This window comes from Pseudomonas sp. GNP014, from assembly GCF_054344005.1.
The window spans coordinates 1,566,689-1,585,159 of record NZ_JBTGUS010000001.1; the positions used below are offsets into that span (position 1 = coordinate 1,566,689).

The window sequence follows — 18,471 nt, forward strand, 5'->3', positions numbered from 1 at the left end:
TTCTCATTTTGTTCGCAAATCCCTGTTTTACAGGTTTTTTATTTATGTGAACAAAAAATGACCAGTGTCGTTAAGGCGACGAAACAGGCGCAGATATTGGATCCACGGCAAATCCATCAACAGAGTTATCCACAGGCTGTAACGTTTTAAGCGCGTTCGGCGAGCAGCAGTAAGTTACGCGGTGTGAGTGAGGTGTCGCAAAAGGTGCCGAGGCGTACGACGTATCCCTGTTCGAGGAGGAAAAGTGCCCGATCCAGATTCAGCCAAAGCTCCAGTGGTCGTCGGAACAATCCGCGAAGCAATTCAAGGTTGCGAACTTCGGCCAACCGCTGCCAACTGGCGGCTTCGAGTGTCGACCAATCTGGCGAGCCGATTGTGGATAACTCTTTCAGCGCTGCCAGATCGCGGCAGTAATCGGCGAAGGTTTTGTCCAACCAGGCGCTGGGCAGGGACGGGGTGGGCAGGTATTCGTCAATTCCACGTACTTGCCGTTGCAGCAAATCGAAAGCCAAGCGCCGGGCCATGGAGGTGTCACGCTGACGTCGGACCCGTGCACCGGCGGTGACAGTTTCGCTCATGGGTAGAGCCAGATCTTCGAGCGAGAGCTGTAGGGCGGATCGCAAACCGACGGAGGACAATGCCTGATACTCGCTGCGACTGATGCGGTTGTAACAGCAAGGCGCGATCGCCATTTGCTGGCAGCCGGCAGCACTGGCCAGTTGCATCAAGCGCACATGCAGATCGCCGCAGGCGTGGAGGGCGGCGGGTGTGTGGGCAGCGCTCAATACACCTGAAGCATTCGCTGCCAACACATCCTGCTCGACATGCAGCACGTGTAAATGATGGCGCTGACTCAACGCCTGACCACTGGCGACCAATGCCGGATCGTATTCAATGCAGGTCAACTGTTGGCCATCACTCAACAACCGTCGGCCCAAATGCCCCTTGCCGGAACACCAATCGAGCCAGTGCGTCGGTTGCGAGGAAAAAGACAGACGACTGGCAAACGCTTCAATCTGCTGCCACTTGCGCCCCGGTACATCGACATTCAAGCGATGCCCCGCAGCTTCCAGCGCATGCCCCGGCAACTGACCGACAGCGCTCAGCTCAGCCGATATCGCTGCCAATGAAGCAAATGGCTCCGGCGCTTCGGCAAGATCAGCAGGTTGATTGTGAGCGTTTTCCGCCTCTTTCAGCGACCGTCCGCGTAGCCACAAGGCCAACTTCGGGTAGGACGCTTCCCATGGAAGCTGCAGATGAGTGAACGGACGAGGTTTCCACAGCTCCTGATGCTCAATCAAAAAAGCATCCAGCGCGGTGAAGCGGGCGAGTAACTCCTCGCCCGTCAGCACACAAGAGGAATCAACGCCCTTGACAGGCATCGACGCGCAACCATCGCTCCAGCTGTTTGAATGCCTGAACGAGAACAAACGACATCAGCAGGTAAATGACGCCTGCGGTGAAGAACATATCCACGTGGAGGTAGTTGCGGGCAATGATCGTGCGGGTAATGCCGGTGAGTTCGAGCAAGGTCACCGTGCTCGCCAGAGAACTGGCCTTCAACATCAGGATGACTTCGTTGCTGTAGGCCGGCAGGCCGATGCGCGCGGCGCGCGGCAGGACGATATAGAACAATGCCTTGGCCTTGGACATGCCCAGTGCACGCGCGGCTTCGATCTCGCCCGGCGGGATCGCTTGAATGGCGCCACGCAGGATTTCGGCGATATAGGCGGCAGTATGCAGGGTCATCGTGGCGACAGCGCACCAGAAGGGTTCTCGCAAATACGGCCACATGAAACTGTCGCGTACGGCGTCGAACTGAGCCAGGCCGTAGTAGACCAGAAACAGTTGTACGAGCAACGGAGTGCCACGAAAGAAAAAGATGTAAGCGTAAGGAAATGCGCGAACAAACCAGAGCTTCGAGGAGCGCGCGATGCCCAGGGGGATCGCCAGCAACAACCCGAGAATAACGGCGATGCCCACCAGTTCGAGTGTCAGGACGGCGCCCTGAAAGAACTTCGGCAGCCACTTATAGATGACTTCCCATTCCATTACGTCGTCCTCACGAAGCCACGGGCGGCGCGTTTTTCCATGAAGTGCATGGTGGCCATCGCCAGTATGGTCAGGCCCAGATACATGACGGCTGCGACCAGATAGAAGGTGAATGGATGCTTGGCGAAGGTCACGGCGTTCTGCGCATTGCGCATGATTTCTTCCAGGCCGATGACCGACACCAGAGCGGTGTCTTTCATCAGGATCATGAACAGATTGCCCAGGCCGGGCAGGGCGATGCGCCACATCTGCGGCATGATCAACCGGGTGAAGATCCGCCATTTCGACAGGCCCAGGGCCTGACCGGCTTCACGGTGTCCTTTCGGAATAGCCAGGATGGCGCCACGAAATACCTCCGTGGCATAGGCGCCAAAGCACAGTCCGAGTGCGGTTACGCCCGCCACAAAGGGGCTTAGCGCCAGGTCTGGATTGCCAAAGTATTCGCCAATGGCGTTCATCGTCTTGACGGTGCCGAGGTAGATCAGCAGAACCCAAAGCAGTTCCGGGACGCCACGCACCAGGGTCGAATACGTGCCGCCAAGCCACTGCAGCGGCTTGTACGGGGACGTCTTGGCCAAGGCGCCGAGCAGACCGAGTACCAGTCCCAGGCACAGGGCCGTCAGCGCCAGTTTGACGGTCATCAGCGCACCGGCGGCGAGGGCCGGGCCGAATCCGTAGAGGTCGATAATCATGGATTTCTTTTCAAATCGCGGCAGGCAAGGCCGGGAGCCGGCGCCGTCGAATCACGGCGCCGGTCCCGCAGGTCAGATCAGTAGATGCTGAACGGGAAGTACTTGTCGTTGATCTTCTTGTAGGTACCGTCGGCGACGATTTCCTTCAGGGCGGCGTTCAGCTTCTCACGCAGCGGATCGCCTTTACGTACAGCGATGCCGATCTTGTCGCTTTCCACGACCGGGTCGCCCTTGAACTCGTAGGCTTTGCCAGCATCGGTTTTCAGCCAGTCGTAGTTGGCGTACTTGTCGGCGAGGATCGCGTCGACACGACCGGAGGTCAGGTCGAGGTAGGCGTTTTCCTGGGTGTCATAGAGTTTGACGTTGAGATCGCTGCCGTAGTTGTCTTCCAGCCAGGTGCCGGCCAGCGTGGCGCGCTGGGTACCGATGGACTTGCCCTTCAGCGAGTCCTTGTCGGTTTTGAAGTCGACGTTTTTCGGTGCAATGAACTGCAGCTTGTTCGAGTAGTACGGGTCGGTGAAATCCACCGCGCCCTTGCGCTCGTCGGTGATCGACAGCGAGGAGATCAGGAAGTCGAACTTCTTCGCGTTCAGGGCCGGGATGATGCCGTCCCAGTCGGAAGTGACCACGGTGCACTCGACTTTCATCTTCGCGCACAGGGCGTCGCCGATGTCTTTGTCGAAGCCGACCACGTTGCCGCTGGCGTCTTTGTTGTTGAACGGCGGGTAAGCCGCTTCGATGCCCATCTTCAGGGTCTCGGCCATGGCACCGGCGCTGAACGCGAGGGTGACGGCGGCGGCCAGGAAGACCTTTTTAAAATTCTGCATGCATGTTGCTCCGTTAGCGGTTGCTGGACATGAATTGTTTGCAGCGCGCCGAAAGCGGGTTTTCGAACACCTGCTGAGGCGATCCTTGCTCTTCTATAAGGCCCTGATGAAGGAACACCACTTCGCTGGAGACCTGACGGGCGAAACCCATTTCGTGGGTCACGAGCAGCATGGTGCGGCCTTCTTCGGCCAGTGCGCGGATGACACTAAGTACTTCCTGAACCATTTCCGGGTCAAGGGCGGAGGTGGGCTCGTCGAACAGAATCACCTTCGGCTGCATCGCCAGGGTGCGGGCGATGGCCGCGCGTTGCTGCTGACCACCGGACAGCTGCGACGGATACGCGTGGCGCTTGTCGGCGATGCCGACCTTGGCCAGCAGTGCTTCGGCGACTTCGATCGCTTCGGCCTTGCTCTGGCCGAGTACGCGGCGCGGGGCTTCGATGATGTTGTCGAGCACGCTCATGTGCGGCCACAGATTAAAGTTTTGAAACACAAAACCAATCTCGGAACGCAGGCGATTGATCTGCTTGCCATCAGCGGCAACCAGTTCGCCATTCTTGGCGGGCTTGAGCTTGAGTTCTTCACCCGCCACCAGAATCTGGCCCTGGTGCGGGTTTTCCAACAGGTTGATGCAACGCAGGAACGTGGACTTGCCGGAACCGGAGGAACCGAGGATCGAGATCACATCGCCGTCGCGGGCGGTCAGCGAGATGCCTTTGAGCACCTCAAGCTGTCCGTAGCGTTTGTGCAAGTTGCGGATTTCAAGCGCGGGCGTGGCCTCAGCCATGTGCGTTCCTCATATATGTTGCGCTCCTGCTGTTGGCGGGCCTTCCTGGCGAGGCGGCCAAGCTAGCATAGCGTTTCAATGGCAGCCAACAGCGCTACGAGCGGTAAGCGGATGGCGTGTGGCAGGTTGTCGCATCGGCACAGCAGACTGTCGCCCCATCAACAACCGAACGGGTGTTTGATCGTGCAAACCTTTGGGCGTCGCGTAAAAAAAGGCGCGATGTTGCCAGCTTTGGCGGGGTGTTGGAAGCGCTATCCGGCCGAACGTTCCTCAATTGCCCTTTTATTGTGCATCCCACACTTTTTCAGTGTGTTTCTGGTGCGCTGTTTCGTTTGAAAAGTGAGTCGCAGGGTAACGCTCTGGCGGATTGCCATTAAATCCAAGGACTTGCGATGACTGTCCGGTCGCGCGCAAAGCCGCGGCACAGAAGAGTTTGAAACATTTTGGCGCAAAACTTGCGTGCAGAATAAGGAACGCCCCGTTGGTTTCTTTTTACGAGAAAGAAAATGCCAGACGGGCCGGACGCAATCGCTTTCCTTGCAAAGGTAGTTTCGATGAGCAGTACCCCAAGCTCCAATGGCCTCGAACAGGGGCTCAAACCGCGTCATGTGACCATGTTGTCGATCGCCGGTGTAATCGGCGCCGGTCTGTTCGTTGGCTCCGGCCACGCCATCGCTGCCGCCGGCCCTGCCGTGCTGCTGGCCTACGCCGCCGCCGGCACCCTGGTGGTTTTAGTGATGCGCATGCTCGGCGAAATGGCCGTTGCCTCGCCGGACACTGGCTCCTTCTCGACGTACGCCGACCGTGCCATCGGGCACTGGGCCGGTTTCACCATCGGCTGGCTGTACTGGTGGTTCTGGGTCTTGGTGATTCCACTGGAAGCCAACGCCGCCGCAACCATCCTGCACGCGTGGTTCCCTGATGTCGGCATCTGGGCGTTCGCGCTGGTCATTACCCTGTTGTTGACCGTCACCAACCTGTTCAGCGTAAAGAATTACGGCGAGTTCGAATTCTGGTTCGCACTGATCAAAGTGCTGGCAATCATCGGCTTCATCATCCTCGGCCTTGCGGCGATCTTCGGCTTTCTGCCGAACAGCCAGGTCAGCGGTGTTTCGCATCTGTTCGACTCCGGCGGCTTCCTGCCCAACGGCATGGGCGCGGTACTGGGCGCGATCCTGACTACCATGTTCTCGTTCATGGGTACCGAAATCGTGACCATCGCGGCCGCAGAGTCGAAGAACCCGGGCAAGCAGATCTCCAAGGCCACCAACTCGGTGATCTGGCGGATCGGTCTGTTCTACCTCGTGTCGATCTTCATCGTCGTGGCCCTGGTGCCGTGGAACGATCCTACGCTGGCTAACCTGGGCTCCTACCAGACCGTGCTTGAGCGCATGGGCATCCCGAACGCCAAGATGATCGTCGACATCGTGGTGCTGGTTGCTGTAACCAGTTGCCTGAACTCGGCGCTGTACACCTCGTCGCGGATGCTGTTCTCCCTCGGCAAGCGTGGCGACGCCCCGGCCATGTCGACCCGCACCAATAAAAGCGGTACGCCTTACTGGGCGGTCATGCTGTCCACTGGCGCAGCGTTCCTCTGCACCTTCGCCAACTATGTGGCACCGGCTGCGGTGTTCGAGTTCCTGTTGGCCAGTTCCGGCGCCATTGCGCTGCTGGTGTACCTGGTGATCGCGTTCTCGCAACTGCGTATGCGCAAACAGCGCATGGCCCGTGGCGAGAAAATCGTTTTCAGCATGTGGCTGTTCCCAGGCCTGACCTACGCGGTGATCATCTTCATCGTCGCGGCCCTGAGCATCATGCTGTTCCAGGAAGCGCACCGCGTGGAAATCCTCGCGACCGGCCTGCTGAGCCTGTTGGTGGTGGCTGCCGGCCTGCTGGTAGCCCGCCGTCGCAAGCTGGAAAAACGTGGTGCGGTGGTGCTCAACTGATCCGTAGCACGTAATGCAAAACGGCCGCTGTCAGTGATGACGAGCGGCCGTTTTTGTTTGGCAGCGGGGTTTATTCGCTCTTGTCTTCCTGCGTGTCCATCGACTTTCCATAAGTATCCAGCGCAACCCCGAAATCGGTGATGAACTGCGGCTCGCTCAGCCAGGCCTGGGCGGTTTCGATGTCCATGCCGTCGGCCCACATGCGGTAGTCGATCAGCATGTCGGCGGCCAGGTGGGTGGCGGCCATGCCTTCGTTTTCAGCGTTTTCCATGTCCAGCAGTTCTGGATGGTCAACGATGATGAACGCCAGTTCACGCAGCAGCGTCAGCAGCATCTCGTTGCGGCTGACGGCTTCGGCGTCGCGCATTTTGCTGAACATTGCCAGGGTGTAATCCGGGATCGGCTCGGCGAGGTGGCCGAGATCGTCGTCCTGCTCCAGTGGCTTACGCCCGACCATGCGGATGTGCTTGGCTTTGGCCTTGGCGCGTTTGGCGCGTTTCTGTTGCTTGTTCAGGGATGCCATGGGAACTCAGTTCTTCTGTTGGGTTTGCGCGGCGATCGCGTCGGACGCCGCCACATAGTCGGCCTGGAAGGCCGGGGATTCGATCCACGCCAGCGCGCCGGCTTCATCGGTTTCTTGCGACCACTGGCGGTACTCGATCAGCGCGGCGAGGATGAAGTCCATCGCGCCTTCTTCGCCTTCCTGCTCAAAGACCAGCTCCAGCAACGGGTCTTCGAGGAACGCGGTGCACAGGGCTTGCTGGCTGATCTTCTCGGCGTCGATCATTTTCTTGAACAGCTCGGTCAGGTCCACCGATTCGAAGTCGATGCGATCGTCGTTCGGGTCCAGTTCCACCGGCGCTTCGGCGCGTTTGGTGCGGTTCTGCTTGGCCTTGGTCTTGGCCCGGGCGGCGCGTTTTTGCTGTTTGTTGGCGGAGGCCATGGTGTGTTCCGTCGTGCGTTGAAAGGGCTCAGCTGCGCGGCACAGTCCGCCCGGGTGTGTCGGGGGCCAGTGCGCCGGTGTGCAGCCAGGTCAGAGCGATGGGCCATAGTGTGGCTTGGTATGCGCTGCGAAAAAAGGCGAAATGTCCGACTTGTTGTTCGCCGATGTCCTGCGGCTCGATGCGCAGGTGGGTTTTCGGTGCGTTGCTGAAGCAGGCGAGCAGGCGTTCGATGGCTGCAATGGTGCCGTAAGGATCATCGCTGATGCTGATTGCCAGGGTCTGGGCGCGAACGTTGGCGAAGGGCAGGCTGCCGGCTTTCTTCATCAGCGCCCGGCCGCTTGGACGCCGCTCATATTGTGCGGTGGGCGTGCTCCAGTCGCGCACGACACCGGCGGGCGTGTCTTCCAGCCAGCCGAGGCGTTTGCCGGGAAAGTAACCACAGAGCCGCGTCATCAGCGGCATCAACAGATGCCATTTGCCGAACATCCGCCAACGCTGCTCGGGCGCATAGTCACGCCAGTAAGCGAACTGCGCACCGACCGTCACCAACCGACGAATGACCTGCCCGGATTCGCCCAGCCCCGCCGCGCAACCGCCAAAACTGTGGCCGACCACGTCGATTGGCTGCCCGGGGAATTCCCGTTGCGCACGCATGAGCATCGCTTCGAAATCCAGTGCGCCCCAATCGGTCCACGACGCCTGCAGCCCTTTTAGCGAATCGGGCCGTGATTCGCCGATGCCACGGTAGTCGTAGGTGATCACGTCGAACCCATTGCCGAACAAATAGGCTGCGAAGCGTGAGTAGTGGCGACAGCGCACCGAAGTGGCCGCGTTGATGATGACCGCCGGGCGCTGGATATCAGGCAACGCCTGACGCCATGTGAAACCGCCAAGTACAAAGCCGTCGGCGGCGGGTTCCTTGAAGGGCTCACCTTGCACTGCCGTCGAAGTCGGCGACGTTGACTGACTGTGGTGCATCGCGGGCGTGTCCTGACAGCTCATGACGCTCGACCTTGGCGGGTAAGTTGCCAACGATAGTCCGCACAGCGTGCGGGAACAATTCTATTCAGTGGATTGAGTGAGCATGCGTTCTTCGATCAAAGCCTGTTCGCGATTGAGTTCGGCGCGTAACTCTTCCTCACTCGGCAGTATCGTCTTGTAACTGCTGGCGAACAGTTGCTCATTGCCCTTGAGCATTGAATAGCGCGCCACGGAGTCGCTGCTTTCGGCACACAGAATAATCCCGACGGTCGGTTTGTCACCCTCGCTGCGCTTGAGCTCGTCGTACATGCGCACATACATGTCCATCTGTCCGACATCGCGGGCGCTGAGCTTGCCGCGTTTGAGGTCGATGATCACAAAGCATTTGAGCAGGTAGTTGTAGAACACCAGGTCGATATACAGATCGACGCCATCGGTACTGATGCGTTGCTGGCGAGCGACAAAGGAAAAGCCTTTGCCCAGCTCCAGAAGAAAGCCTTGCAGGTGGTCGATCAAGGCTTGTTCAAGACCACTTTCCCTGACCTTGCCCGCCGAGGGCAGACCGAGAAACTCGAGCATGACCGGATCACGAATGAATTCCCGTGGTGTGCATTTCATTGCTGCGATGTGGGTGCTGGCTTCCTCAATCACATCGGCCTTGTCCGGACTCATGAGAAGCCGCTCGTAGTAGAGCGTGAGGATCTGGCGATCGAGGGCGCGGCTGGACCAGTTGAGGTTGGCGCATTCTTCCATGTACCAATGGCGCGCTTTTTCATTTGCAACCCGTAACAGCCGCCGATAGTGGCTCCAGCTCAATTCGGAACGCACTGTGTTCCAAATTGGAAACAACTGATAAAAGCTGCGCATATAGCGCAGATTTCGATCATCAAAGCCCTTCCCGAACTGCGCCGTCAGATCCTTCGCCAACAGGGCCAGCAACTGCTTGCCATAGCCTGCCCGCTGCGCGCCCTGCTGTTCGAATTCGACGATATGCCGGCCAATCTGCCAGCAGGTCTGGACTTGAATCGTGTCGACGGCACGCAGCACTTTTTGCCGCGCCTGGCGAATCAGTTCGCCCAACTCCCCCAGCAACGAATCGATTTTCGGGTCTTGCGTGTCAGCAGGTTTCAGCTGGCTCATCGGATCTTCCGCATTGTTGAAAACAGACGCAAAAGGATGCCAAGCGTCGCCGCGCAGGTATGTCGGGCAACACGGGTGATCTCGGAAGGAAGACGGGACGGCTGTTGCAGGACGTTGCAGTTGAAAGCCTCGTCGAATGGCAATGGTCTGTAGTCCTTTTCGTACATGCGCCAAGTGCCAATCAATCTAAAACAGCCACGAATACACAAAATCTAAAAGGCGTAACGGTTGGGTTCTACAGGAACCCGGGAGTCGTCATCATGAAACGCGTTCTTTCATTCATGCTGCCCATCGCCGCGCTGGCTGCACTTTTGTTTCCGGTGATGTTGCAGGCCGCCAGTCTCGAGCCCATCGACAGCGCGGGTGTGCAGGTTCAGCAGCAACAACAGAGTGGTATCCATTATCTGGCCGGCGGCATCGGTGAAGGTGAGGCGAAGGCCATACAGCAGACCCAAGGCTACAACCTGCACATGACCTTTGCCGTCGGTGCGCAGGACGAGTACACCGCCGACGTCGATGTCACGATTCAAAAGGCGCCGGGGCAAACCGTACTGACCCTCAGTCAGACCGGCCCGCTGGTGTATGTGCAATTGCCACCCGGCAAATACACCGTGGTGGCCACGCGTAAGGGCGAGACCCGGCGCGATGTCACCGATGTCGGCGGCGCTGCTGCGCGCAATCTGGTGTTCCACTGGAACGACAACAGCTAGTGCGTTTTGACCTTGCGCTTTGCCGGGGCTGCAGGCCGGGATAGCCGTGTGATCCAGTACCATCCCGGCCCTGCGGCCAGAAGCAGCAGGGCGAAGAGTCCCTGCCAGACCATGTGAAACCAATACAGGCGCGGTTGGGTTGCGAGGGTGTAGGTCATGGCCGGCCCGCCGCGGTTGATCAGGGTGATGGAGCCTTGCACCAGCCCCTCGATAACCAGATAAGCCAGCAGCCCGCCGAGACCTGTCAGAAACACGCTGAACAGGATCGTCAGGCACTTCGACAGGTGGCTTTCGCGATAGGGTGGCGGGTGAGGCAGGACTACGCGGCGTCGTTTCTGGTTCATCAGCAGATGACCCTCTTCCGTAAGGGGCGGCCAAGGTAGCGCGGATCGCGTTTGATCGAAAGGTACTGAGATTGACGAGATCACACGTGCCGCCGCTCAGGCTCAGGAGAGCGCAGTGTCCTCGCGTGCCTGAGCCAGTGGCAGACGCCCGCTCGGCTGCTCGCCGGCAAGATGCGCGCATTCGGCGATCACCGCGAGAATCTGCATCACCCCCGGCGACAGCGTGGTGCCCAGGCAAATGCGCAGCCCTGTGGAAGGATGCCCGTCGGCGAAAAAGATCCCGCTGCCGGCAACGTGACAACCGCGCTCGCTGGCCAGCCGCTCCAGTGCCGCCATGTCGGTGTGCCCGGGCAGCTTGATCCAGTGAATGAACCCGCCACGCGGCGGCACGTAGACGGTTCCCGCAGGAAAGTCGCTGCGCACCAGCCCTTCGACATGGTTGGCCAGTGAGGACAGTTGCGACCGCAGCCGCGCGCAATGTTCTTCCATGTAGCCGCGGCCGATAAATTCATTGAGGACATTTTGCGCAAGGCTGGACACCGCCAGATTGCGCGAAAACATCTGCGCGAGGATGGCCTCCCGATACTTGCCCGCCACACACCAGCCGACGCGATAACCCGGGGCGATGGTCTTCGAAAAGGACGAGCAGTAAATCGTCTGGCCGCTGCTGTCGTAGCTCTTGATCGCGCGCGGGCGCTCTGCTTCGGGCACCAGATCGAAAAAGATATCGTCTTCGATAATCGGCACATCGGCTTCGCGAGCGACTTGTGACAATCGGGCACGGGTCTCGTCGGGCATGATGAAACCGCGTGGATTTTGCAGGGTCGGGTTGAGAAAGATCACCGACACCTTTTTCTGTTTCAGCGCTTCTTCGAGGTGATCGACATCGATGCCCGACTGGCCGTGGGTGCGAATCGGCAAGGCGCGCATGCCCAGACGCTCGATGGTTTGCAGAATGCCGTAATAGGTCGGGGTTTCGATGGCGACCGTCGCGCCTCGCGATGCGACGGCTTCGAGTGCCAGTTCCAGGGCAATGGTGTCGCCGGAAGTCACGAGCACATCGTCCGGCCCGCAGACGACGCCACGGGTCAGCATCAGTCCGGCGATGCGTCGACGTAATGCAGGCAGGCCGGGAGGTGCAACCAGCCCGGTCAGCGAGTTGTCAGCCTTGGCGGCCAGCACGGAGAGGCACTTGTTCAGCAGTACATGAGGCGTGAGGTCGCTGTGCAGGACCGCGGAGCTCAACGATGCGGTGGTGCGCGAGGCCGCTTGGGACAGCATCGCGACGACTGCATGGTTGACGTTGACGGTGACGCTGGAGAAATCGAAACCGGCAGCCGGTTTGGCCTGCCCGGACGCCGAGACGAAATAGCCGACACGCGCAACCGTTGTCACATAGGCATCGGCCTCCAGATCGGCCAGCGCGCGTTGAACGGTGGTGATACTGGTTTCAAACATCCGCGCCAGGGTGCGGATTGACGGCAGTTTCGATTCGGCTGCCCAGTCACCACTGTCGATCTGGCGAATGATCCAGTCCTTGACTATTCGCCAGCGCTTGTCCGGTAAATCAAACCTGTCCATAAGTTCTCTTGGTCATTTCTGGAAACACTTCACAGAAAGTAAAGTAAAACGACCCCCGTTGCAGCAACAATGACGATGTTCAGCACAACCAGTCCGAAGGCGAAGCGGATCAGGCTGTGTTCCTCCTGGCGGTTGGCGCCTGCCAGCCCGGTGATCAGCGACAGAATCGAAAGCGAGCCCAGCGCACCATGGCCGGCGGCGCTGTTGACCATCGCCGCGAGCCACGCTCCGTGTTCACTGGTCAATGCCGCGATGGAAGGCATTACGAGGGTGTTGCCACCGACGTTGGAGCCGGTGACGTAGCCGGCAATCCCCGCGAGCAAGGCTATGGTCGGTGCCAGGGAAATCCCCGACAGCGATTGCAAGGTGCGCTGCGCCTCGACCAGAAACCCGGCGTTGACCATCACCTGGGAAAGTAGCAGGAACAGGAAAATCGTCGTCACCGGAAATTTCGCCCGGTTGAACAGAGCACGCCACGGGAAACCGTTAGCAGCGCTTTGTTTGCTGGCCATCAACAAGGTGACGATCAGCAGCGCCAGTCCTGGCGATGCCAAGGGTTTCCACGACACGTGCTCGCCCTTGATGATCCACAGCGCATCCCAACCGGACAGCACGAACACCGCACGGGACGCGACGATGACGCCGAGCAGGGCCAGATACGGCCAGGCCGCACTCGGCCAGCGCACCAGTTTGCCGCGCTGCGAGAACGAGATGCCGAGGCCGACGCACGCGACCGTCAGCCCTGCCAGCACGCCGGAGACTTCCGGGCCGACCCACAGGTTGATCGAGTACAGCACGGCGATGAACAGCGCCGTCACCAGCAGTAACCCGAGCCACGGTGCCACGCTGCGGATGCCGGCCTGCCACAGGGCGATGGCGGCGAGGCAGAGGAACACCGGCGCACTGATCAGGGCCGAGTGGCTGCCGAGCGTTTCCGCGGGCAAGTGCGCCAGCAGTCCACCGATCACCGTCGCCAGGCCGAGGGTTCCCCACGGCATGATGACCATCCCGGCCAGGGCGATTTTCATCCCCGCCTGGCGGCTGAACAGGCCCATCAGCAACGGCACGGTGGCGATCAGCGAAACGCCGAAACCGGTCATGGCTTCAAGCAGCGGTGCCAGGCCGAGGACGATGAAAATGACCTGCGCCGGTGGTGTCCAGCCCAGTTCCTTGACCCAGGCGCCGATGGCCTGAGGTGCACCGCCGCGCTCGACCAGAATGACGAACGCCAGCCCCGGCACGATCACGCACGCGGTGCTGAGAAACAGAATGGCGGTGTCCTGAAAGATCGCCGAGGTGATGGCCGAGGAAAACGGCCCGGCAGCGCCCAGCCCCCACAACACGAACACCAGCGCAGCGCCTGCCAGCGCGGCCTGCACCGGTGGCCGGCGGATCACCAGAATCAGCGCGATTACCAGGCCGATGGGCGACATTTGCAACAAGAGCGAAGTCATACACAGTTTTCCTTAACTTAATCGTGAGTCTGCCCGCTGTACTCGGTCGCCCGCATCGACGTCCGCTCACAAAAAGTCTGATACCACTCGTTCAGGCGCGGGTGCGCGCTAAAGTCCGACAGCTCGCGAAAGGCGATCCAGTCGAGGGCGGTCGCCAGGGCGATGTGGCCGAGGGTGATCGGGCCATTGAGGTCGATGTGCTCCTCGATGAAGCGATAGGCCTCCTTGAGCTTGTAGGCCTGGCCGTCGGCATAGGCCGGGTAACGCAAGGCCTGCGGACGGCGCTCGACTTCCCAGCGCAGCTTGATGCCGACATCGCACATGCCTTGCGCCAGGGCCTGCAGACGCAGCGCCTTGTAGCGCTCAGGGCCGCTCGGCGGGATGAGTTTCGGCCCGTCGCTCAGGTCGTCGAGGTATTCGCAAATGACGATGGAGTCAAACAGCGCCGTGTCGTCCGGCAGCATCAGCACTGGCACCTTGCCCAACGGGTTGGCATTGTAGATGGTCGCGTTCGGCGAGGTCGGGCTGGTCTCGTGGTGGATGACCTCAAGGCTTGAAGCGATCCCCATTTCGTGGGCAAGCACCAGCACTTTGCGGGCGTAGGGTGAATGCGTCTGGTAGTAAAGTTTCATGCTGGAGTTCCTGCTTCAAGAATTGCCGCGGCCGCTCGATGGGCGTCCATGAACAGGCGCGAAGGCGCACCCGCCGAAGTGACGTAGTGGTTGTAGTAGCAGGAGCCCTCGGCGAGTGGCCCGAGTACCCAGAGGTTGCGAACCGCTTCGCCGCGGATTGATTTGGGGTGGCAAGCGGCGTCGACGTCGATGCCGTCGATGCCTGCCTCTTCGGTGCGTGGGCGGATCAGCCCCAGGCGCGCGAGATCGCGCACCGGTGCGCAGTCGCTGTTGATCACGCCGCTGCCCTGCACATAGCCGGCGACGCGGCGGTAATGCTCGGTCGCTGGCGCGGTGCCGGGCATGAGGAAGGTCAGCAGACCGGCATCGCACAGGGCAAGCAGGTCGGCGTGGCGCTCCTTCTGCGGGCCGGCCACGAGGCGGTTGATCGCCTTGTGCCACCGGCCATAGAACTGACGATGCGAGGCCTCGGTCAGGCCGTCGAAATCGACGGCCTGGCGCAAGCGGTCACGCAGATCGCGCCAGACTTCGATGGCGGCCTTGATCGCCGATTCGCCGCGTCCCACTCGCGACTCGTGCAAGTCGGCCTCGAGCGCGTGATAGATCCACGAGTGATAGTTGTGCGCGGTCACACTGGCGGGCAGTGCATGGCAGATCAGCGCCAGTGGATCTATCGAGCCACTGGCGGCTTCGTATTCGCGCAGCAACGCTTCGCAAGCGACAACGCCGGCGGTCCCGGCCGTGCTCACCGTCCTGAGGCGGCTCAGCACTTCGCGATGCCGCTCGGTGTCAGATTGAGCGTGCAACACGGCGACAGCGGCGGCACGCATTTCCACCAGCATGAGCGGCAGAATGTCCTGCTCGAAGTCCAGTTGCCCGTCCTTGGCGTCGGCCCGCAGCGCGTCGATGCGCGCCGGGGTCAGGAGCACGGCTTGATGGCGTGGGCAGTCGGTCAGGCCATTGGGCCGCGTGCGGAAGGGCAGGCCGTCGCGTGACTGCACGTAGATCACCGGCTCCTGGCCTGAAGGGTGGTAGACGTGGCTGGCGTCGGCGCGGCGAGTGTATTGCCCGCCGCGTCCGGCGGTCAGGGCGGCCAGCGTGTCCATGGCGCCCAGCCCGAGGCCCTCGAGCAGAATGCTTTCGCCCGGTTCGATGCGGTCGAGGCTGCCCGGCAACGGATAGATATTGCCGATGCGCTGGCGATCGGCGGCCTGCACCCGACCGGTGTGGCCGACCGTCAGGATCAGTCGGTCCACCGTGATTTCGGCCCCCGCTGGCGTTTTCAGGCGGTAGCGCTTGCCATCGACCGAGTCGACGGCGGTCACGGCCTGGTGATGCAGGCGCACGCTGACCCATTGCGGCGCGGTCGCCAGAATGCGCGTAAAGGCATCGGCCAGATAAGCGCCGAGCAGATGCCGTGGCAGAAAGTCCTGGGCCTGGACCTCGCGGCCTTCACTCGCCAGCAGTCCGCTGTCGGCATCGACCTTGAGGTTCTGCTCGCGGCACCATTGCAGGAAGTCCGGCCCCGAGCGTGCTTGCGCCTGCGGCAGATCGCCGAAGGCTGCCGCATCGGGAAACACGCCCAGTTGCCCGGCGACGGTGTTGAGCAGCAGGTAGTCCGGTTGATCGGGCCAGTGCGCGCCGCAACCGTGCACGTTGGGCTCAAAGATATTGAGCACCACCGGTTGCTCGGGGCGCGTATCGCTGAGGCTCAGCAGCCGTTCGAAGATCGACAGGCCGCGCGAGCCGCAACCCACCAGGCCGATGTGCAGGGGCGCCTTCACCATCTGCGCTCCTCCCCGAAAAACGACGGGATGGCAACGGCCTGGCCTTCCTTGACCGCGATGTCGTGGACCATACGGCCGATCGCCAGGTCGAGAATGCCCATGCCGAACGGCGAATAGATCAGCGGTTTGTCCCGGCTTACCTGCAGGTCGCCGCGAATCAGCTGCGCCACGGTGCCGGTGACGAAGTCGCGATGGCCGTACTTCTGCTCGGCCAGATGTGGCGAGGTATTGGCTTTCAGGCAGTGGGTCACGTCATCGAAGTAGTTGTAACTTTCTTCGATGATTTCCGCACCGATATCCCGCAGCGAGATATTCAGCACGATCTGCCCCGGACGGAATGTGCCGTTGCCTTTGACGTAAGGCTCACCGGCACTGGTCGCGAACACCACGATGTCGGCGCTCAGGGCGTCGGCCAGCGGCACGATCTGCACTTGCGGCACCGCGAGCTGCTCAGCGAACGCTGCCAGCGCTTCGGCCGATTCAGTATTGAGGTCGTGAATTTCGACACGGTCGAACGACCAGTCGTCGCTGATGAATGTTTCGAGGATGTTGCGCGCAATCACCCCGCCACCCACGATCGACAGCCTTGGCGCACGCTTGTTCTGGCCATTGAGCCACCAGGCGCCGAGCACCGCCGACGCTGCTGTACGCACGGCGCTGATCAGTGCGCCTTCAAGAAGGGCGTAGGGATAGCCGGTGTCCGGGTCGTTGAGGATCAGCACCGCAGAGGCGCGGGGAATCCCCGATTTGATGTTGTCGGGGTAACTGGCAATCCATTTGATCCCGGAGACCGATTGATCGCCCTCGCTGTCGACGATCGCCGCCGGCAAGGCAATGATCCGGTTCGCCGGCTGCTCGGGGAAGCGCAGGAAGTAACTGTCGGGGTTGACCGTCTCGCCACGCTCATGGGTCAGGTAGGTTTGCGCCACCAGCTCGATAGCGTCCTGGCGCAGGCCGTTGAGGATGTTCTTGACCGCAGCGCCGGGCACCACATGGAAGGGTTGAATCGAGGTTTGAGTCGTCATTGTGTTTTACGCCGAAAGTGCCAGAGCGGGTTCTGGAAAGAGAGGTTGCAGCGCCGCAGCGCCGAGACGCTGGGTCACCCAGTCGTCGGAGTAGATGGTTTCGAGGTATCGCTCGCCCATGTCGGGTGAGATCGCCACGACGACGTCGTCGGGGCGGATGTGCGGCGCCCACTGCTGCACGCCGGCGAGGACGGTGCCGGTGGAGCCGCCGAAGAGCAGGCCGTAGCGCTGCGCCAGCCAGCGGCAGACCTTGATCGTCTGTTCTTCAGGGATGGACAGAAAGTCGTGGATGCCGGCCGGTTCGAAAATCTCCGGGCGACGGCTGGTGCCGAGCCCCGGGATATGACGCGGGCCACCCGGCAGGCCGAAGGTGACCGAGCCGACGGTATCGACGGCGATGACCTTGGTGTGCGGGTGGTGTTCGGCGAAGTAGTTTTTGCAGCCCATCAGCGTGCCGGTGGTACCGGCGCCGACGAACAGGTAATCCACTTGTGGAAACCTGCGCGCGATCGACCGGGCCGTCGCTTGATAGTGGGCGAGGGGGTTGGTCGGGTTCTTGTACTGATTGAGCCAGATGTAGTCGGCGTTGTCGGCCACCAGTTGCTCGATCAGGCGAATGCGCGAATTCAGGAAACCGCCGTTTTCGTCGCGCTGATCGACCATGATCATCTCGGCGCCGAGGGCATGGATCAGTTTCCGGTTCGGCGCGGAAATGTTCGGGTCGATCACGCAGACAAACTTGTAACCCTTGGCCGCGCAAACCATCGCCAGCGCGACCCCCAGATTCCCTGAAGACGACTCGACCAGACGGGTTTTATGGGTGATCAGGCCCCTGACTTCCAGGTCGGTAATCAGTGCGTGCGCGGTTTTCAGCTTGATCGAGCCGGCAGGATTCAGTCCTTCGATTTTCAGCTGGATCGTTGCACTGCACAGATCGCCAATCTGTACGTAACTCTCTTCGTTGATAAGTTGCTTGATCATACGTCGTCCGTTTCGCTCTTTCGCCGGGCGCGCAGGGGCCCGGCATTCATCCTGGAATGTTTGAAAAGCAGTAATTGCCGTTCGCCTGTTGAGTGTTTTTAGATTTTTTAGCTGGACAGGAAGTGACCTTTCGGTGGACGCCGATCTATTCAAAAAATCAGGTTTTGCGCTCTGAGGGCCGCAGGAGCCCAGAGTGTTGCGGGGCGCACAGTAGAGCCAGTCATTGGCTCGCCAAGGCTTGGCGCCATAGTGGCGAAATGGTCTATGCAGGGAGAGATACAGATTTTGGGTATTTTTCAGTACAGCCTGGAAGGGAGGTGTATCGAGAGCGGAGGGCTGACGGGGCGAAGAGGGGGGTGTGGCTGAATCGCAGGCATAAAAAAACCCTGAATCTTGCGATTCAGGGTTTTCGGTATTTGGTGCCCAGAGACGGAATCGAACCGCCGACACGGGGATTTTCAATCCCCTGCTCTACCGACTGAGCTATCTGGGCAACGGGGCGCATTAAAAGGGTTTTTCGGATTTACGTCAACGACTTTTTTAAAATTTCTTAAATTAATTCCGTCGCTTACGATCCGACCCCCGATT

The 18,471-nt window shown here is 60.5% G+C and carries 18 protein-coding genes and 1 tRNA gene; 2 read left to right on the top strand and 17 right to left on the bottom strand.

Annotated features, from left to right (window positions below):
* Positions 1–146 precede the first annotated feature (146 nt).
* The 5 genes from ACXX9E_RS07170 to ACXX9E_RS07190 all read right to left on the bottom strand — a co-directional run bounded on the left by ACXX9E_RS07170 (position 147) and on the right by ACXX9E_RS07190 (position 4,358).
* Positions 147–1,382, bottom strand: a complete 1,236-nt coding sequence (locus ACXX9E_RS07170) for a methyltransferase (protein ID WP_458555227.1) — start codon at positions 1,380–1,382, stop codon at positions 147–149.
* Complete coding sequence (locus tag ACXX9E_RS07175) at positions 1,363–2,052, bottom strand: ABC transporter permease (RefSeq protein WP_095047148.1); 690 nt, start codon at positions 2,050–2,052, stop codon at positions 1,363–1,365. The genes ACXX9E_RS07170 and ACXX9E_RS07175 overlap by 20 nt, the downstream gene beginning before the upstream one ends.
* Positions 2,052–2,744, bottom strand: a complete 693-nt coding sequence (locus ACXX9E_RS07180; protein WP_128614610.1) for an ABC transporter permease — start codon at positions 2,742–2,744, stop codon at positions 2,052–2,054. Before ACXX9E_RS07180 ends, ACXX9E_RS07175 begins: the two co-directional genes overlap by 1 nt.
* Before the next feature lie 77 nt (positions 2,745–2,821).
* Positions 2,822–3,571: an ABC transporter substrate-binding protein gene (locus ACXX9E_RS07185; protein ID WP_123470618.1), complete on the bottom strand. Its 750-nt coding sequence runs from the start codon at positions 3,569–3,571 to the stop codon at positions 2,822–2,824.
* Between the two features lie 13 nt (positions 3,572–3,584).
* The gene (locus ACXX9E_RS07190; RefSeq protein ID WP_128614608.1) at positions 3,585–4,358 is read right to left on the bottom strand and encodes an ABC transporter ATP-binding protein; all 774 of its coding nucleotides are present in this window, start codon (positions 4,356–4,358) and stop codon (positions 3,585–3,587) included.
* Between the two features lie 554 nt (positions 4,359–4,912).
* Here ACXX9E_RS07190 and gabP point away from each other — a divergent pair.
* Entirely contained in the window at positions 4,913–6,304 is a 1,392-nt protein-coding gene (gene gabP, locus ACXX9E_RS07195) for a GABA permease (RefSeq protein WP_458555228.1), read from the top strand.
* A 70-nt stretch (positions 6,305–6,374) separates the two neighbouring features.
* On the opposite strand, the gene ACXX9E_RS07200 is transcribed toward gabP, so the two are convergent.
* From ACXX9E_RS07200 to ACXX9E_RS07215, 4 genes are read right to left on the bottom strand one after another with little or no spacing between them, the layout of a single operon-like run.
* Complete coding sequence (locus tag ACXX9E_RS07200; protein WP_186748398.1) at positions 6,375–6,827, bottom strand: hypothetical protein; 453 nt, start codon at positions 6,825–6,827, stop codon at positions 6,375–6,377.
* A gap of 6 nt (positions 6,828–6,833) precedes the next feature.
* Complete coding sequence (locus ACXX9E_RS07205) at positions 6,834–7,247, bottom strand: hypothetical protein (protein ID WP_123470626.1); 414 nt, start codon at positions 7,245–7,247, stop codon at positions 6,834–6,836.
* Between the two features lie 28 nt (positions 7,248–7,275).
* The gene (locus ACXX9E_RS07210) at positions 7,276–8,250 is read right to left on the bottom strand and encodes an alpha/beta hydrolase family protein (protein WP_458555229.1); all 975 of its coding nucleotides are present in this window, start codon (positions 8,248–8,250) and stop codon (positions 7,276–7,278) included.
* A 60-nt stretch (positions 8,251–8,310) separates the two neighbouring features.
* Positions 8,311–9,369 (bottom strand): PDDEXK nuclease domain-containing protein, encoded by a 1,059-nt coding sequence (locus ACXX9E_RS07215; protein ID WP_457236991.1) that lies wholly within the window; start codon positions 9,367–9,369, stop codon positions 8,311–8,313.
* A gap of 260 nt (positions 9,370–9,629) precedes the next feature.
* On the opposite strand from ACXX9E_RS07215, the gene ACXX9E_RS07220 reads away from it, so the two are divergent.
* Positions 9,630–10,079 (top strand): carboxypeptidase regulatory-like domain-containing protein, encoded by a 450-nt coding sequence (locus tag ACXX9E_RS07220; protein ID WP_458555230.1) that lies wholly within the window; start codon positions 9,630–9,632, stop codon positions 10,077–10,079.
* Here ACXX9E_RS07220 and ACXX9E_RS07225 read toward each other — a convergent pair.
* The 8 genes from ACXX9E_RS07225 to ACXX9E_RS07260 all read right to left on the bottom strand — a co-directional run bounded on the left by ACXX9E_RS07225 (position 10,076) and on the right by ACXX9E_RS07260 (position 18,376).
* Positions 10,076–10,423: a hypothetical protein gene (locus tag ACXX9E_RS07225; RefSeq protein ID WP_128614603.1), complete on the bottom strand. Its 348-nt coding sequence runs from the start codon at positions 10,421–10,423 to the stop codon at positions 10,076–10,078. The two genes, ACXX9E_RS07220 and ACXX9E_RS07225, sit on opposite strands and share 4 nt — an antisense overlap.
* Positions 10,424–10,525: 102 nt before the next feature.
* On the bottom strand, positions 10,526–12,004 hold the full coding sequence (locus tag ACXX9E_RS07230; protein WP_128614602.1) for an aminotransferase-like domain-containing protein: 1,479 nt from the start codon (positions 12,002–12,004) through the stop codon (positions 10,526–10,528).
* Between the two features lie 29 nt (positions 12,005–12,033).
* Complete coding sequence (locus ACXX9E_RS07235; protein WP_123470631.1) at positions 12,034–13,458, bottom strand: L-lactate permease; 1,425 nt, start codon at positions 13,456–13,458, stop codon at positions 12,034–12,036.
* Between the two features lie 17 nt (positions 13,459–13,475).
* Positions 13,476–14,090 carry a glutathione S-transferase family protein gene (locus ACXX9E_RS07240; protein WP_458555231.1) on the bottom strand — a complete coding sequence of 205 codons (615 nt, stop codon included), beginning with the start codon at positions 14,088–14,090 and terminating at the stop codon, positions 13,476–13,478.
* The gene (locus ACXX9E_RS07245) at positions 14,087–15,877 is read right to left on the bottom strand and encodes an FAD/NAD(P)-binding protein (RefSeq protein WP_458555232.1); all 1,791 of its coding nucleotides are present in this window, start codon (positions 15,875–15,877) and stop codon (positions 14,087–14,089) included. The genes ACXX9E_RS07240 and ACXX9E_RS07245 overlap by 4 nt, the downstream gene beginning before the upstream one ends.
* The gene (gene sbnB / locus ACXX9E_RS07250) at positions 15,871–16,902 is read right to left on the bottom strand and encodes a 2,3-diaminopropionate biosynthesis protein SbnB (RefSeq protein ID WP_410055911.1); all 1,032 of its coding nucleotides are present in this window, start codon (positions 16,900–16,902) and stop codon (positions 15,871–15,873) included. The genes ACXX9E_RS07245 and sbnB overlap by 7 nt, the downstream gene beginning before the upstream one ends.
* A gap of 6 nt (positions 16,903–16,908) precedes the next feature.
* Positions 16,909–17,883, bottom strand: a complete 975-nt coding sequence (gene sbnA / locus ACXX9E_RS07255; protein WP_409202046.1) for a 2,3-diaminopropionate biosynthesis protein SbnA — start codon at positions 17,881–17,883, stop codon at positions 16,909–16,911.
* Positions 17,884–18,300: 417 nt separating this feature from the next.
* Positions 18,301–18,376: transfer RNA gene (locus ACXX9E_RS07260), tRNA-Phe, on the bottom strand.
* Positions 18,377–18,471 lie beyond the last annotated feature (95 nt).